Source organism: Microbacterium sp. LEMMJ01, assembly GCF_002114135.1.
Classification (GTDB): Bacteria; Actinomycetota; Actinomycetes; order Actinomycetales; family Microbacteriaceae; genus Microbacterium.
The window spans coordinates 468,506-484,876 of record NZ_NCTV01000017.1; the positions used below are offsets into that span (position 1 = coordinate 468,506).

Here is a 16,371-nt window from a genome sequence, read left to right on the forward strand (position 1 = left end):
AGGAGGGGAGGGCGTAGGGTCGTGCCATGACGGGGCGACGGAAGCGGGGGCACGACGACCGCCCCGCGTCCGGAGCCTTCGCGGCGGCGGCGACGGCATACGCGGCGAACTGCGCCCTCGGACTCGCTGTGGCGGCGAGGCTCATCGACACGCGCCGCTTCCGCTGGGTGCACCACGCCCTCTACATCCTGACCTGCGCGACGGCCGGACTCGCCGTCGTCGCGGGTCTCGCCACCCGCACGCCGCGCACCCGTCGCGCCGCCCTCGCTCTCCTCCCCGCCGCCGTCCCCCTGGCGGCGATCCCCTACGCCGGGACGCACACCCGGCGGCACCCGCTCGTCGCTCTCACGGCGGCGCCCTTCGTCCTCGCGGGCCTCGTGGTCTCGCGCCTCCCCTCCGACCGGAAGTGACCGCATGGAACTGCTCGACGCCATCCGCCGCCGCAAGACCACGAACGGGGCGTTCCTGCCCGACCCGGTCTCCGAGGAGCACCAGCGCATCCTCCTGGAAGCGGCCGGGCGCGCGCCCTCGCAGCTCAACAGCCAGCCCTGGCGCTTCGTGGTGATCGAGAACAGGGACACGATCGACGAGATCGCGCGCATCTCCGGCGAGAGCATGACGGAGGCCATGTCGAACGGGACGTTCTTCGAGCGGTACAAGCCGTACTTCCGCTTCAGTCAGGAGGAGATGGAGGAGAAGCGCAGCGGCATGCTGTTCGACAAGCTCCCCGCGCCGCTTCGGCCCTTCACATCCCAGGTGTTCACGAAGCGCGGACAGACGCTCATGAACACGTTCGGCGTGCCGAAGACGCTGGGCTCGGAGAACCGCAAGCTCGTCGCCGGATCGCCGCTGCTCCTGGGCGTCATGCTCGACCGGAGCGAGTACCGGCCCGGGCAGCTGTCGTCGTTCTACTCCGTGTTCAGCATGGGGGCGGCCATGGAGAACGTCTGGCTGACCACGGTCGAGCTGGGCATGGGCATCCAGTTCATCTCGTTCCCGATGGAGGTGCCGGGGCGCTGGGACGAGATGGTCCGGCTGCTGCGGGTGCCCGACGATCTCGAGCTCATGGCCGTGTACCGGCTCGGCTACCTGCCGCCCGAGCAGCGCCGCCCGGCGATCGACTGGTCCAGCAGCCAGCGCAAGCTCGTGTCGCAGTACGTGTTCCGCGAGGACTGCGACACCCCGCAGCAGGGGTGGGACGCGCCGCCGCCGCGGACCTGAGTCAGGAGCCCCCGACCGTCCGCGGCACCTCCGGGAGATCGTTCAGCGCCGGTCCTTCGATGCGCGTGCCGTCCGCGGCGAACCGCGACGCGTGCAGCGGGCAGTCCCACGTGCACTCGGCGTCGTTCCAGTCGAGGATGCCGCCGAGGTGCGGGCACACCGCGCTGACCGCTCGGGTCACGCCGTCGACCGTGGAGATGGCGACCGGGCGACCGCCGCGGTTCGCCACGACGCCTTCGCCCTCCGCGGGCTGCGGAACCGGGACAGGTGTGGTCTCGGCCTCGACCCAGCCTTTCGTGGCGGCGGCGGCCACCTTCGCGCCCTCGACGGCGCCGCGCGCGAGATCGGCGGGGACGGTGAGCCGGGTGCCGAGGCGCAGCATCCAGGACGGACGCTCGCGGCGCTTCGTCCCGATGATCTCCTCGGTGAGCCGCAGGGCCGCAGCCGGCGCGTTCGACAGCCCCCACTTCGCGTACCCGGTGGCGATGCGGATGCGCCCGAGGCCGCGCGGCAGGGCGCCGACGAAGGGGATGAGGTTGTGCGACTGGTAGTCCTGCGCGGACCAGCGGTCGGTCTCCTCCGCATCCGGGAAGTGCAGGCGGGTCCAGTCCACGAGGTCGTCGATCGCCGCGGTCTCGCCGTCCGAGCGGCCGACCGGATGCCCGTTGCCGCCGACGACGAGCTGCGCGGTGTCGGCGGGGCCGTCGGCGGCGGACACCGGCCGGATGGACCGCGTCGGGCCGTCGGCCGAGATGAACGTCCCCTCCGGCACCCCGCCGGAGACCCGGAACGAGACGCAGTACGACCGCATCCCGGCGACCTTGGAGAAGTACAGGCCCCGGTCGAGGATCGGGGTCCCCGTCGCGAGGACGATGTGCTCGGCGAACATCGGGCCCGCCGTCGTCTCCACCCGCGGCTCCGGGAGGGCGTGCGCGCCGGTCACGCGGACGCCGGTGTGCAGCGTGCCGCCGCCGGCGAGGAACTCCTTCGCGAGCGCGTCGGCGACGGCGACCGGGTCGATCGTGACCTGCGAATCGAGGGCGACCGCGCCCGCGACGGGGAACGGCGTCGACAGCTCGCCCGCGGTGAGCAGCCGGGTCGGGAGCCCCGCCTCCCGTGCGGCGGAGTGCTGGGCTCGGACCGCCTCGAGCCCGTCCGGACCCTGGGCGTAGGTGTGGTCGGTCCGCTCGGTGTAGCTCAGGCCCGCGCTGTCGGCGAAGCCGGTGAGCCACTCCATGCCGGCCCGGTTGGCGTCGACGTACGCCTGGACGAGGGCCGCCGGATGGTGCCTGCGGATGGTGGCGAGCTGCTGCCCCTGGAGGAGCGAGAGCTTGCCCGTGTTGCCGCCCGTCGACAGCTCCGCCACGTCCCCCGCGTCGACGACCACGACGTCGAGCCCGGCGCGGGTCAGGAGCACCGCGGTCGAGAGGCCGGTGAGCCCCGCCCCCACGATCAGCACGTCGTGCTGCGCGCCGGGATCGAAGGGAGTGCCGTGGGGTGCGTCCTGGTCGACCTTCCAGAGGGGCTTCATGCCGACAGTCAACGCCTGTCCCCGCCCCCACCCCAACGCCTTGACATCCGACGGTCGCGCTGTCATGCGGCGACTACAGTGGCGAGCGTGAGTCTCCGTCGTGTCCTGCTCGTCGCGCTCGGCGGCACGCTCGGGACGGCGGCGCGTCTGGGCCTCGGACTCCTCGTGGACGATCCCGGCGGCTTCCCCCTCGCGGTGCTGCTGGCCAACGTGCTGGGCGCCCTGCTCATCGGGGTCGTGGCGGCGCGGCTCCCGGCCTCGGCGGAGCTGCGGCTGCTGCTCGGCACCGGCGTCCTCGGCGGCTTCACGACCTATAGCGCCCTCATGACCGTGACGTTGGCCCTGTGGGGGTCGGCTCCGCTCCTCGCCGCCGCGTATGCCGTGGGCAGTCTCGTCCTCGGTCTTCTCGCGGCGGCGGCAGGGCTCCGGCTGGGACGCCCGCGCCGGGGAGGCGTGTCGTGAGTCCACTGCTGTTCCTCGCGGCCGCGCTCGCCGGGGGCGTCGGCGCCGTCCTGCGGTACCTCGTCGACCTCGGCGTCGCGCGGCTCGCCGGCCGACGGTTCCCGTGGGGGATCCTCGTCGTCAACCTCACCGGCTCCTTCGCGCTGGGCCTCGTGACGACGGCGCTGCCGGAGGCGGCGTTCGTGCTCGGCGCAGGCCTCCTCGGCGGCTACACGACCTTCAGCACCGCGATGCTCGATGCGGTCGCACTGTGGCGGGACGGCGAGCGCGGCGCCGCGGTGTTCGACGCGGTCGGCATGCTCGTGCTCGGTCTCCTCGCCGCGGGACTGGGGCTCGCGCTGGGGGCTGCGCTCTAGATCGACGCTTGCGAAGAGCCGACGTGCCGCGCTACTCTCGCTGCTAATCGTTTAACGCTAAACGGTTAACATCGCGCACCGCCTTCTCGTGCACCCGTCAAAGGAGACCTCGATGCCCCGCACCTCTCGCCGCGCCCTGGGCGCCCTCGCCGCCTCCGCGGCCGCCGTCCTGGCGCTCTCCGCCTGCTCCTCCTCCGCGACCGGGGAGTCGTCGGGCGGCGACATCACCCTCAGCTACGCGATCTGGGACGAGAACCAGAAGCCCGCGATGGAGGACATCGCCGCCGCGTACACCGAGGAGCACCCGAACGTCACGATCGAGATCCAGGTCACGCCGTACAAGGAGTACTTCACCAAGCTCCAGACCGCGGTGACGGGCGGCTCGGCCGCCGACGTGTTCTGGATGAACGGCCCGAACTTCCAGCTCTACGCCTCGAACGGACAGCTCGCCCCGCTCGACGACGTGGACGCGGCCGACTACCCCCAGGGGCTCGTCGACCTCTACACCTACGACGACGCGCTCTACGGCGCCCCCAAGGACTTCGACACCGTCGCGCTCTGGTACAACAAGGCGCTGTTCGACGCCGCGGGGGTGGAGTATCCGAGCGCGGGCTGGACCTGGGACGACTTCCGTTCCGCGGCCGCGAAGCTGACCGACCCGGCGAAGGGCCAGTTCGGCGTCGCCGCGAGCCAGTACGGCCAGGAGAACTTCTACAACTCCATCGCGCAGGCCGGCGGCGAGGTCATCTCCGCGGACGGCACCCAGAGCGGATACGGCTCCCCCGAGGCTCTCGAGGGCATCGAGCTGTGGACCGACCTCATCGCCGACGGCTCCTCGCCCACGGCGCAGCAGATGACGGACACGAACCCGGAGGACTTCTTCCTGTCCGGCAAGGTCGCCATGTTCCAGAACGGCTCCTGGGCCGCCATCGCCTACGCGGACAATGCGGACATCGGCGGCAGCGTCGACGTGGCCCCGCTGCCGGCGGGTCCGGAGGGCAACCAGAGCGTGATCCACGGCGTCGGGAACGTCGCGAACGCCAAGAGCGCGCACGTGGAGGAGGCCAAGGACTTCGCCGCCTTCGCCAGCGGCGAGCAGGCCGCGAAGATCCAGGCCGAGACCGGCACCGTGATCCCCGCGTACAACGGCACGCAGCAGGCCTGGGTCGACGCCCTCCCGCAGTACGACCTGCAGGTCTACATCGACGCGCTCGAGACGGCCGTCCCGTACCCCGTGTCGAAGAACACCTCCGCGTGGACGAGCATCGAGAGCGAGGTGCTGTCCCAGGTGTGGTCCGGAGCGGTCTCCCCGAAGGACGGCCTGCGAGACCTCGCCGCGCAGATGCAGACCGCGCTGGACGCCGAGCAGGAGTGACCGCATGACCGTCCTCGCGCCTCGCGCGGTCGCCCCTGCCGCCGGACGGACCCCGGAGGCCGCGCCCTCCGGGGGCCGTCGGCGGCGCCGCACGCCCGGTGCCTCGCCGTGGTGGGCTCTGGTGTTCCTCGGGCCCACCGCCCTGGGCCTCGCCGTGTTCTACCTGTGGCCGACCGTGCGCACGCTCATCATCTCCTTCACGAAGTCGGGGCCGTTCGGCGGCGCGGAGTGGATCGGGTTCGAGAACTACGTCCGGCTGTTCCAGGATCCGGAGCTCCTCGGCGCCCTCCGCAACACCGCGGTCTACACGGTGATCGCGCTCATCGGCATCCCCCTCGCGGTCGGGATCGCCGCGCTGCTGAACACCACCGGCCTCAAAGGCCGCAGCGCCTACCGCACGCTCTACTTCATCCCCGTCGTCACCATGCCCGCGGCGATCGCGCTCGTGTGGCGCATGATCTACAACGGCGACTACGGCGTGCTGAACGCGGCCCTCGGCGCGGTCGGCATCGAGGGGCGGAGCTGGCTGACCGATCCGAACACCGCGCTGGTCGCGATCGCCGTCGTCGGCATCTGGGCGGGCCTCGGGACCAACATCGTCATCTTCCTCGCCGGGCTCCAGGGCATCCCCGACACGATCATGGAGGCGGCCGACCTCGACGGGGCGGGCCCCGTACGCAAGTTCTTCTCGATCACGATCCCGCTGCTGTCGCCCTCGATCTTCTTCGTCAGCGTCATCAGCGTGATCGGGGCGCTGCAGGTGTTCGACCTCATCTACATGATGCTCGGCCGCAGCAACCCCGCGATGCCGAACACCCGCACCGTCGTCTACCTGTTCTACGAGGCGGGCTTCCTCGACAACGACCGCGGCTACGCCGCCGCCGTCGCCTTCCTCCTGCTGCTGATCATCCTCGTGCTGACGATCGTGCAGTTCCGGCTGCAGAAGAAGTGGGTGCACTATGAGTGACGTCTCCCTCGACACCCGCGCGGTCGTCGGTGCCGCCCCCGCACGATCGCGGAGGGCGGGCACCCCACGGAACCGCGGACTGTGGATCGTCCACGTCGTGCTCATCGTCGGCGCCGCGCTCATGGTGTTCCCGTTCGTCTGGCAGCTGCTGACCTCGTTCAAGACGCTGTCCGACTCGGTGCAGGTGCCGCCGTCGTTCCTCCCGCGCGAGTGGGTGTTCACCAACTTCGCCGAGGTCTTCGACTCGATGCCGTTCGGGCAGATGTTCCTGAACTCCGTGCTCCTCACGGTCGGCCGCACGGTCGGACAGGTCGCCCTGTGCACCATGGCGGGCTACGCGTTCGCGCGCATCGCCTTCCCGGGCCGGAACGCCCTGTTCGTCGTGTTCCTCTCGGTGCTCATGGTGCCCTCGCAGCTCTACCTGCTGCCGCAGTACGAGATCATCCAGGCGCTCGGCTGGCTGAACACGCTGCAGGCGCTCATCGTGCCCGGCATCTTCAGCGCCTTCGGGACCTTCCTGATGCGGCAGTTCTTCCTCTCGATGCCGGCCGAGCTGGAGGAGGCGGCGCGCATCGACGGGGCGAATCCGTGGCAGACCTTCTGGCGGATCATGGTTCCGCTCGCGAAGCCTGGCATCATCGCACTTGTGGTGTTCACTGTGCTGTGGTCCTGGAACGATCTGCTGTGGCCGCTGATCGTGACGACCGATCCGGCGAAGATGCCGCTGTCGGTCGGACTCTCGCAGCTCGTCGGCATCCACGGCACCGATTACCCGGTGCTCATGGCGGGTGCCCTCCTGGCGACCCTGCCCATGCTGGTGACGTTCATGATCCTGCAGCGGCAGTTCATCCAGGGCATCGCGTTCAGCGGGACGAAGGGCTGAGACATGGCACAGCGTGAGCACGCCCCGAGCCGCCGGCCGACCCTGCGGATGGTGGCCGAACGTGCCGGGGTGTCGACCGCGACCGTCTCGTACGTGTTCTCCGGGCGGGCAGGCGCGAGCGGCGCGGGCGTGGCCGAGGCCACCGCGGCGCGGGTGCTCGCGGCGGCGGACGAGCTGAACTACCGGCCGAACACGGCGGCCAGGGCGATCCGCACCGGCCGCAGCGGCATGGTGCAGCTCTCCCTGCACATGCTGAGCGATCCGTGGTCGCTGGCGGTGGCGGACGCCGTGAACGGCGAGGCGAACCGGCACGGGCTCACGACGCTGATCCTCGCCGACGGCGACTGGCACGCGGCGCTCGACCGCGTCGAGAGCGACGTGGCGTACCTCGACGGCGTCGGCCTGGACGAGGAGGACACCCGACGTCTGGGCGACCTCGTCAAGCGCGGCCAGCGACTCGTGGTGTTCTCCGAGCATCTGGAACCGGACGGGTTCGACGTCATCCGCTCGGACGCGATCCCGGGGTGCGAGCTCGCGATGGATCACCTGCTGGAGCGGCACACGGCCATCGGCTGCATCGCCGCGGAGGGAGCCGTCCGTCTCGCGGGAACCCAGGTCACGCGCTACACGCCGTACGTCGAGAAGCTCGCGGCGGCCGGGATCACGCCGGACCCGGCGTGGACCGTGACCTATGCGGAGACCCAGGCCAGCGCCTTCACCGCCGCGATCGAGCTGCTGTCGCAGGAGAACCGCCCGGACGCCGTGTACGCGACGACCGACTTCGCCGCGATCGCCGCGATCAACGCCGCGCACATGCTCGGGCTCCGCGTGCCGCACGACGTCGCGGTGATCGGCGTGGGCAACACGCCGGACGCACGGCTCATCGCGCCCACCCTCACCACCGTCGGCCCCATCGACTTCTACGAGCGTCAGGCGCGGATCATCGTCGAGAGGGCCCTCGAGAGCGACCCCTCGCCCGGGGCTCTGCACGAGTTCCCCTGGACCCTCGTCCCCGGCGGCTCGACCGATCTCGACGCCCCGGCCCCTCGCGGCCGCTGAGTCGCCCCCTTTCTCCCCCCTCTGTCACGAAGGACTTCTGTTGGACCTCCACATCGGCATCATCGGCTTCGGCGCGCGCTCCACCCTCCAGGAGGAGGTGCACCGGCCGGGGCACGGCTCCCGCATCACCGCCGTCTGCGACCTCGCCCCGCGCGCCCGCGAGGACGCCAGGGCGCTCGTCCCCGATGCGCTCATCACCGACTCCCTCGAAGAACTGCTCGCGTCGGGGGTGGACGCGGTCATGGTGCTGACCCCGGACGACACGCACGCCGCCCTGACCATCCGCGCGCTGGAGGCCGGGGTGCCCGTCTTCTGCGAGAAGCCCCTCGCGATCGATCTGGCCGACGCCGACCGCATGCTGGAGACCGCGCGACGCACCGGCACCCGGCTCTACATCGGTCACAACATGCGGCACATGCCCGTGATCACCCTCATGCGCGGGCTCATCCAGGACGGGCGCATCGGGCAGGTGAAGGCCGTGTGGGTGCGGCACTTCGTGGGGCACGGCGGCGACTTCTACTTCAAGGACTGGCACGCCGACCGGAGCCGTACCACCGGACTGCTCCTGCAGAAGGGAGCGCACGACCTCGACATCATCCACTGGCTGGCCGGCGCGTACACCGAGCAGGTGGCGGCGATGGGCGGCCTGAGCGTCTACGGCGACATCACCGACCGGCGGGACCGCACGGGGGAGCGGATGCCCGACTGGTTCAGCATGGACAACTGGCCGCCGACCGCGCTCACGGGACTGCACCCCGTCGTCGACGTCGAGGACATCTCGATGGTGAACCTGAGGCTGGAGGGCGGGATCTTCGCGTCATATCAGCAGTGCCACTTCACCCCGGACTACTGGCGGAACTACACCGTGATCGGCACCGAGGGGCGGATCGAGAACTTCGGCGACGTGGCCGGCAGCGAGGTGAGGTTGTGGAACCGTCGGCATGCCGGGGCGGCCGACGCGGACGAGGTGTTCGTCGTGCCCGAGGTGCCCGACGCCGGACACGACGGTGCCGACGCGCTGCTCGTGGCCGAGTTCCTCCGGTTCGTGCGGCACGGTGGTCTCACGGCGACCTCTCCCGTCGCGGCGCGGGAGGCCGTAGCCGCCGGGATCCTCGCGACCGCGTCCCTCCGGGGCGACGGCTCCGCGATCTCCGTCCCTCCGCTCGACCCCGAGCTCGTCGCCTACTTCGAGCGCGGCCAGACCCCCTCCTCCACCCCCTCCTCCTCCGCCGCCTGACCCACCGGCAGGGGAGTGCAATAGGGCACCCGAACCGCGTCTCCCAGGCACGTTTCTGATCCCGCAGCGCGGCGGGGAAGGAGAAGAGGGGCGGAGCTCTCAGGGAGTTCACACCGGAGCGAATGTACAAACGTACATGTACGGATGTCCAGGGGGTGAGTGATGGCGGAGAGCGCGCGTCGGCGGCGGGATCCCGAAGCGCGCCGCCGGGAGATCGTCACCGCGACCGCCGAGTTGATCGTCGAGGTCGGGGCCGACGCCATCACGCACCGTATGGTCGCCGCCCGCGCCGGAGTGCCGCTCGGGGCGACCACCCAGTACTTCGACACCCTCGACGACCTGCGCAGCGCCGCCTTCCGGGCCCTCGCGGACGAGATCGAATGCCGGCTCGACGGGGTGCGGCAGACCCTCGCCGAACGCGGAGCCGGGGCCGACGTCATCGCCGCGCTCGTCCACGACAGCATCCACGACGGACACGCGGTGCAGGCGGATCGAGCGGTGGTCACGGCGGCCGTCCACGATCCGCGTCTGCGCGAGCTCGCGCGCCACCTGTCCGACCGCCTCGTCGACCTCCTGGAGCCGACCTATGGCGCCGACCGGGCCCGAGCGGCGATGATCTTCATCGACGGCGTCATGTGGAGCACGCAGATCCGCGACGTCGATCTCGAACAGTCCTTCCTCGAATCCGCACTGGCGCGGATCCTCGGAGAACCTCTCTCCCTCCCATCCGCAGCGACCGCCATCCCCTGACACCGAGGACCCCGCCTTGTCGAAACTCGCCATCCTCAGCCTGAAGAACCGCGCCCTCATCGCGCTCGTGACGATCGTCGCCGCGGTGTTCGGCGGGCTCGCGCTGACCAACCTCAAGCAGGAGCTCATCCCGTCGCTCGAGCTGCCGGCGCTCGTGGTCATGACCACGTACCCCGGCGCCTCGCCCGAGGTGGTCGAGAACGACGTCTCGACGCCGATCGAGTCGGCCATCCAGGGGGTTCCCGACCTGGAGTCGACCACCGCGACGAGCACGACCAATGCGTCCATCGTGCAGGCGATGTTCTCGTACGGCACGAACCTCGCGACCGCGGAGCAGAAGATCCAGCAGGCGATCAACCGCATCTCCTCGCAGCTGCCGGAGGACGTCACGCCGCAGGTGCTCTCGGTCTCGATCGACGACTTCCCGGTGATCCAGGTGGCGGTCACCGGCTTCGACGACGCGGACAACGCCCAGGCGCAGCTCGAGAGCGTCGCGATCCCCGACCTCGAGGACGTCGACGGGGTGAACGCGGCCGAGATCGTCGGCGGCGTCGGACAGCGCATCACCATCACCCCCGACCTCGCGAAGCTCGCCGCCGCCGGACAGAGCAGCGAGGCGATCAGCACGGCACTCCAGCAGAACGGCACCCTGTTCCCCGGCGGCGAGATCACCGAGGACGACGAGACCCTCACGGTGCAGACCGGAGCGAAGATCACCTCGGTCGACGAGATCGCCGCCCTGCCGCTCGTCGGCACCGCGGTCACCATCGGCGACGTCGCGACGGTGGAGCAGGTGTCCGACCCGGTGACCTCGATCTCCCGCGTCGACGGCGAGGACGCCCTGTCGATCTCCATCACGAAGCTCCCCGCCGCCAACACGGTCGAGGTGTCGCAGGGGGTCATCGCGGCCCTCGACGAGATCGGGGAGGCGCTTCCGGACGCGGAGTTCACGGTCGTGTTCGACCAGGCGCCGTTCATCGTGCAGTCCATCGACACCCTCGCCACGGAGGGTCTGCTCGGTCTCGTGATGGCCGTGCTCGTGATCCTCGTGTTCCTGATGTCGGTGCGCTCGACCCTGGTCACCGCGATCTCGATCCCGACCTCGGTCCTCATCACCTTCATCGGGCTGCAGGCGTTCGGCTACTCCCTCAACGTGCTGACCCTCGGGGCGCTCACGATCGCGATCGGCCGCGTGGTCGACGACTCGATCGTGGTGATCGAGAACATCAAGCGCCACTACGTGGGCGACGCGGACAAGGGCGATGCGATCCGTCTCGCCGTGCGCGAGGTCGCCGCCGCCATCACCGCCTCGACCATCACGACGGTGGCGGTGTTCCTGCCGATCGTGTTCGTGGGCGACATGGTGGGCGAGCTGTTCCGTCCGTTCGCGATGACCGTCACGATCGCCATGGTCGCGTCGCTCTTCGTGGCTCTGACGATCGTCCCGGTGCTCGCGTACTGGTTCCTCAAGCCCGGCAAGCCGCTCCTCGACGACCAGGGGAACGCGATCGACCCGGAGGACCCGGCCGCCCCGCCGACGCGGCTGCAGCGCGGCTACCGGCCCATCCTCGGCTGGACGCTGAAGCACTCGGGCATCACGGTCGCGCTCGCGGTGGTGGTCCTCGCCGGGACCCTCGCCGCCGCCCCGCTGATGAAGGTGAACTTCCTCAGCGACTCCGGTCAGAACACCATGACCGTGACGCAGGACCTCGGGCCGACCGCGAGCCTGCAGGCGAAGTCCGACGCCGCCGTCCCCGTCGAGGAGGCGCTCCTCGACATCGACGGCATCGAGCACGTGCAGGCCTCCATCGGGTCGAGCGGCTCCGCGCTGCGCGACGCGTTCTCCGGCGGTGCGGGCATCACGTACTCCGTGCTCACCGACGGCGACGCCGACCAGGAGAAGCTGCGCGCCGAGGTGCAGGACGCGATCGAGGGCCTCGGCGACGAGGTCGGCGAGGTCGCCGTCGCGGCGTCCGCCGGCTTCGGCTCCAGCGACATCGAGATCACCGTGTCGGCCGCGAGCGGCGACGACCTCGCCACCGCGACCTCCGCCGTGGTGGACGAGCTCGACGGCCGCGAGGGCATCGGGCAGGTGACCGACAACCTCGCCGAGGCGCTGCCATACATCGCCGTGGTCGTGGATCGCGAGGCCGCCGCCCAGGTCGGGCTGTCCGAGGTCGCCGTCGGATCGATCGTGTCGAACACGATGCGTCCCCAGCAGATCGGCTCGGTCGAGATCGACGACACCGCGCTGACCGTGTACCTCGTCAACCCGGAGCCGCCGACGACCGTCGACGCCCTCCAGCAGCTCGCGATCCCCACCGCGGCGGGCATCGTGCCGCTGGAGGACATCGCGACCGTGGAGCAGCGCAACGGTCCGACCTCGATCACCACCGAGCAGGGACGGCGCACCGCGACCGTCACCGTGCCGCCCGCATCGGACAACCTCGCGGTCGCCACCCAGTCGGTCACCGAGGCGCTCGCCGCCGCGGACCTGCCGGACGGCGCCTCGGCCGAGGTCGGCGGCGTCGCCTCGCAGCAGGCCGACTCGTTCGCGCAGCTCGGCCTGGCGATGCTCGCCGCGATCCTCATCGTGTACGTGGTGATGGTGGCGACGTTCAAGTCGCTGCGTCAGCCGCTGCTGCTGCTGATCTCGGTGCCGTTCGCGGCGACCGGCGCCATCCTGCTGCAGATCATCACGGGCGTACCGCTCGGCGTGGCATCGCTGATCGGCGTGCTGATGCTCATCGGCATCGTGGTGACGAACGCGATCGTGCTCGTCGACCTCGTGAACCAGTACCGGGAGAAGGGACTGTCGACCGCGGAGGCGGTGATGGCGGGAGGGGAGAAGCGTCTGCGCCCGATCCTCATGACCGCGCTCGCCACCATCCTCGCCCTCACCCCGATGGCGCTCGGGATCACCGGGCACGGCGGCTTCATCTCGCAGCCGCTGGCGATCGTGGTGATCGGCGGGCTCGTCTCCTCGACCGTGCTGACGCTCATCGTGCTGCCGACCCTGTACAACCTCGTCGAGGGGGCGCGGGAGCGCCGTCGCGCGCGGAAGGGCGAGCCGCACGACGATGGCGCCCCGGTCCCCGTGCACACGGACGGCACGCCGGTCAGCCGGCGCGAGCTGCGCGAGAACCACGGCGAGTAGTCGCGCGTCCGCAACGCGGAGAAAGGGCCCCGGTCCCGTCGAGGAGACGAGGATCGGGGCCCTTCCGCGTGTGTTCTCCGGACCGGTGGACCGCGGTCAGGCGAAGGAGAGGCCCCACTCCACGGTCCAGGTCTCGCCCGGGGCCAGGCGCCGCAGGCCGCGGCCGCTGTTGAGCGCGTCCGCCGGGGCGGTCATCGGCTCGATCGCGACGGCGAGCGGCGTACCGGGATAGTTCGTGGCCGTGTACACCTGCACGAAGTCGAAGCCCTCGCCCTGCCAGAGCGTGACGGTCCGGCCGTCGGGGGCGGTGAGGGTGTGCCGCACCCGGCCGTCCGGGTCGCGCTCGAGGTCGGTGAACCCGGTGTCGAGCGAGACGTCGCCGACGCGGATGCCCTCGCGCAGCTCGGGATCGGCGGGACGGGTGCCGATCGGGAGCATGCGGTCATCCGTCTCGAAGGCGGTGCGGGCGGGCACCCGGAGGACGAGGTCGTGCGGGTCGACATCGCCGATCGTGGGGAACGGGTGTGTGCCGACCGCGACGGGCGCGGGGGAGTCGGACCAGTTGGTGAGCGTGTGCGTGACCTCGATGCCGTCCGCGGTGAGGACATACGCGACGGACGTCTCGATCAGGTACGGGTAGCCGGTCTGCGGGAAGACGGTCGCCCGCAGCGTCGCGGCGCCCTCCGTCTGCTCGATGGCGTACGCCGTGAAGCGCAGCAGGCCGTGACTGGCGTTGTCCGTCTTCGGCTCGGTGATCGCGAGCTGGCGCACGGTGCCCTCGTCGTCCCAGCGGCCGTCGCGCACCCGGTTGGGCCAGGGGGTCAGCACGACGCCCGAGCACGACGGCGTCGGGATGTCGAGCGGATACGGGGAGATGAGATCGACCTCGCCGATCCGGAGGGCACGGAGAGAGGCGCCGACCTGGGTGATCTGCGCGGTCACGTCGCCGAGACGGAGATGGACCTGGGTGCCGGTGGGAGAGACGGAGTTCACCTCGACATCGTAGTGCCGCAGGCCGCCGGAGTGCGGGGGTCTCCCAGGGATGCCGGGTAGACTGAGACGGTCGGCTTCGGACACCCGCGCAGGGCGCGGACGTTTTTCAGTGTGTGAAGTGTGAGTCCAGGGGCCGATGGAACGCGTCGATCGACGCGAATCAACCATCACAGGAATGGCCCCGGCCGCAGATCGTCCGGACTCCGCTGGATCGGAGTGCTCGCGCGTGCGCGCAGCGCTGTTCTCGTGCGAGAACGCAAGAAGGACACCCGAATGCCCAAGAACAAGAAGCCCCGCGGCGGTCGCGCCGCCGCGAACTTCGAGCCGCGCTACGGCGCCAAGAAGACCTCGTTCCACGACCGCCACCGTCCGGCCGGCGGTCGGGACACGGCTCGCGACGAGCGTCCCGCACGCGACGACCGCGAGGGTCGCGCGACCGGCGGGTACGACCGTCGCCCCGGGAGCCGCAGCCCCGGGCACCGCGGCTACCGCCCGGAGGAGGCCGAGTCCGGTGCTCCGAAGCGCCGCTGGAGCTCCCAGGAGCGCGCCGGTCGCGACGAGGCCCGCAGCATCCGCAACCGTGCGGAGTCCGGGCGTCGCGAGGCCCCGCACCGCCGCGACGACCGCGCCGGTGGCGGCCGGTTCGACGACCGCGCCGAGCGTCCGCGGTACAACGACCGGTCCGGCGCTGGACGGTTCGACGACCGTCCGCGGCGGGACGACCGCGGCGGCTCGCAGCGACAGGGGTTCCGCGACGGCGACCACCGCGACGGCGGACGCCCGCGCTTCGACGACCGCCGGAACGAGCGTCCGCGCTTCGACCGCGACGACCGTCCGCGGCGGGACGACCGCGGCGGCGATCGCACCCGCGGTGGCGACCAGGGGACCGAGCGTTCGTACGACGCCGCCCGTGCGCGCCGCGCGTTCGACCGCGACCGCACGCAGCGCTCCTTCGAGGGCGGGCGCGAGCGGCCGTCGACCGGAGGGGCCTACCGCACCGAGCGGCCGCGTCGGGACGAGCGCCCTCGTCGCGACGAGCGTCCGACCCGGAGCGACTGGAACGCGAAGCCGAAGGCGGCGTTCGAGCAGGCCGACGACGTCGTCCACGAGCGCCTCGAGGCACAGGCCGTGCAGGCCGTCGAGGTCGAGGGCGTCACGTTCGCCGACCTCGGCCTGGGCTCCAACATCACCGAGACCCTGAACAACATGGGCGCCGCGACGCCGTTCCCGATCCAGGCGGCGAGCATTCCCGCCGTCCTCGAGGGGCGCGACGTGCTCGCCCGCGGACGCACGGGCTCCGGCAAGACCATCGCCTTCGGGGCACCGCTCGTCGAGCGGGTGCTGCAGTCGCAGGCGGGCAAGCGTCGTGAGTTCGGACGGGCGCCGCGCGCGATCATCCTCGCCCCGACGCGCGAGCTCGCGCTGCAGATCGACCGGACCATCCAGCCGATCGCCCGCAGCGTCGGCCTCTTCACGACGCAGATCTACGGCGGCGTGCCGCAGGGCCGCCAGGTGGGCGCGCTGAAGAAGGGCGTCGACATCGTCATCGGCACCCCCGGCCGTATCGAGGACCTGATGAACCAGGGCAAGCTCGACCTGTCCGACTGCCGGATCGCGGTGCTCGACGAGGCCGACCACATGTGCGAGCTCGGATTCGTCGAGCCCGTGCAGCGCATCCTCCGCCGCACGGCCGAGGGCAGCCAGAAGCTCCTGTTCTCCGCGACGCTCGACCGCGAGGTCGCGGCGCTGGTGGACGAGTTCCTCGTCGACCCCGCCGTGTTCGAGGTCGCGGGCGAAGACCAGGGCTCCAGCACCATCGAGCACCGGGTGCTCGTCATCGAGCACCGCGACAAGGCGGACATCCTCACGTCGCTCGTCGACCGCGAGGGCAAGACGCTGGTCTTCGCCCGCACGCGCGCCTACGCCGAGATGCTGGCCGACCAGTTCGACGACGCGGGAATCCCGGCCGTCTCGCTGCACGGCGATCTCAACCAGGCCAAGCGCACGCGCAACCTGGAGAAGCTGACCTCGGGTCGGGTGAACGTGCTCGTCGCGACCGACGTCGCCGCGCGCGGCATCCACGTCGACGACATCGACCTCGTGGTCCAGGCCGACGCGCCGGACGAGTACAAGACGTACCTGCACCGCTCCGGTCGCACGGGTCGCGCGGGGCGCTCGGGCCGGGTCGTCACGCTCATCACGCGGCAGCGCCAGCGCCGGATGACCGAGCTGCTCGGTCGCGCCGAGATCGAGGCCCCGTTCGAGCAGGCCCGCCTGGACGACGACGTGATCGAGGAGATCGCGGGACGCGTGCCGTCCGCCGCCGAGCTCACCTCCTGACCCGTTCGGGATCAGAAAGGCCCCGGAGACTTCGGTCTCC

14 protein-coding genes are annotated in these 16,371 nt (G+C 71.0%); 12 read left to right on the forward strand and 2 right to left on the reverse strand.

Annotated features, from left to right (window positions below; all coding sequences use genetic code 11):
- Positions 1-26 precede the first annotated feature (26 nt).
- Together B7W94_RS04665 and B7W94_RS04670 are read left to right on the forward strand one after the other, a co-directional pair.
- The gene (locus B7W94_RS04665; RefSeq protein ID WP_085604817.1) at positions 27-410 is read left to right on the forward strand and encodes a hypothetical protein; all 384 of its coding nucleotides are present in this window, start codon (positions 27-29) and stop codon (positions 408-410) included.
- A 4-nt stretch (positions 411-414) separates the two neighbouring features.
- Positions 415-1,221: a nitroreductase family protein gene (locus tag B7W94_RS04670; protein ID WP_085604820.1), complete on the forward strand. Its 807-nt coding sequence runs from the start codon at positions 415-417 to the stop codon at positions 1,219-1,221.
- A gap of 1 nt (position 1,222) precedes the next feature.
- Here B7W94_RS04670 and B7W94_RS04675 read toward each other — a convergent pair whose 3' ends face one another.
- Complete coding sequence (locus tag B7W94_RS04675) at positions 1,223-2,752, reverse strand: FAD-dependent oxidoreductase (RefSeq protein WP_085604823.1); 1,530 nt, start codon at positions 2,750-2,752, stop codon at positions 1,223-1,225.
- Between the two features lie 87 nt (positions 2,753-2,839).
- Here B7W94_RS04675 and B7W94_RS04680 point away from each other — a divergent pair, with 87 nt between their 5' ends.
- From B7W94_RS04680 to B7W94_RS04720, 9 genes are all read left to right on the forward strand, one after another.
- Positions 2,840-3,214, forward strand: coding sequence for a fluoride efflux transporter FluC (locus B7W94_RS04680; protein ID WP_253247383.1), 375 nt, complete (start codon positions 2,840-2,842; stop codon positions 3,212-3,214).
- Positions 3,211-3,570, forward strand: a complete 360-nt coding sequence (locus tag B7W94_RS04685) for a fluoride efflux transporter FluC (RefSeq protein WP_085604829.1) — start codon at positions 3,211-3,213, stop codon at positions 3,568-3,570. The genes B7W94_RS04680 and B7W94_RS04685 overlap by 4 nt, the downstream gene beginning before the upstream one ends.
- Before the next feature lie 112 nt (positions 3,571-3,682).
- Positions 3,683-4,945 (forward strand): ABC transporter substrate-binding protein, encoded by a 1,263-nt coding sequence (locus B7W94_RS04690; protein ID WP_085604832.1) that lies wholly within the window; start codon positions 3,683-3,685, stop codon positions 4,943-4,945.
- Between the two features lie 4 nt (positions 4,946-4,949).
- The gene (locus tag B7W94_RS04695; RefSeq protein WP_085604836.1) at positions 4,950-5,912 is read left to right on the forward strand and encodes a carbohydrate ABC transporter permease; all 963 of its coding nucleotides are present in this window, start codon (positions 4,950-4,952) and stop codon (positions 5,910-5,912) included.
- Complete coding sequence (locus B7W94_RS04700; RefSeq protein WP_025104693.1) at positions 5,905-6,795, forward strand: carbohydrate ABC transporter permease; 891 nt, start codon at positions 5,905-5,907, stop codon at positions 6,793-6,795. The genes B7W94_RS04695 and B7W94_RS04700 overlap by 8 nt, the downstream gene beginning before the upstream one ends.
- 3 nt (positions 6,796-6,798) lie before the next feature.
- Entirely contained in the window at positions 6,799-7,854 is a 1,056-nt protein-coding gene (locus B7W94_RS04705) for a LacI family DNA-binding transcriptional regulator (RefSeq protein WP_085604838.1), read from the forward strand.
- Positions 7,855-7,894: 40 nt separating this feature from the next.
- Positions 7,895-9,091, forward strand: coding sequence for a Gfo/Idh/MocA family protein (locus tag B7W94_RS04710; RefSeq protein ID WP_216353868.1), 1,197 nt, complete (start codon positions 7,895-7,897; stop codon positions 9,089-9,091).
- A 162-nt stretch (positions 9,092-9,253) separates the two neighbouring features.
- Positions 9,254-9,841 (forward strand): TetR/AcrR family transcriptional regulator, encoded by a 588-nt coding sequence (locus B7W94_RS04715; RefSeq protein WP_085604844.1) that lies wholly within the window; start codon positions 9,254-9,256, stop codon positions 9,839-9,841.
- A 16-nt stretch (positions 9,842-9,857) separates the two neighbouring features.
- Positions 9,858-12,998 carry an efflux RND transporter permease subunit gene (locus B7W94_RS04720; protein WP_139833246.1) on the forward strand — a complete coding sequence of 1,047 codons (3,141 nt, stop codon included), beginning with the start codon at positions 9,858-9,860 and terminating at the stop codon, positions 12,996-12,998.
- A gap of 96 nt (positions 12,999-13,094) precedes the next feature.
- Here the strand turns inward: B7W94_RS04720 and B7W94_RS04725 are convergent, their stop codons facing one another.
- Positions 13,095-13,991 carry an aldose 1-epimerase family protein gene (locus B7W94_RS04725; protein WP_085604847.1) on the reverse strand — a complete coding sequence of 299 codons (897 nt, stop codon included), beginning with the start codon at positions 13,989-13,991 and terminating at the stop codon, positions 13,095-13,097.
- Between the two features lie 273 nt (positions 13,992-14,264).
- Here B7W94_RS04725 and B7W94_RS04730 point away from each other — a divergent pair, with 273 nt between their 5' ends.
- On the forward strand, positions 14,265-16,331 hold the full coding sequence (locus tag B7W94_RS04730) for a DEAD/DEAH box helicase (RefSeq protein ID WP_062766157.1): 2,067 nt from the start codon (positions 14,265-14,267) through the stop codon (positions 16,329-16,331).
- Positions 16,332-16,371 lie beyond the last annotated feature (40 nt).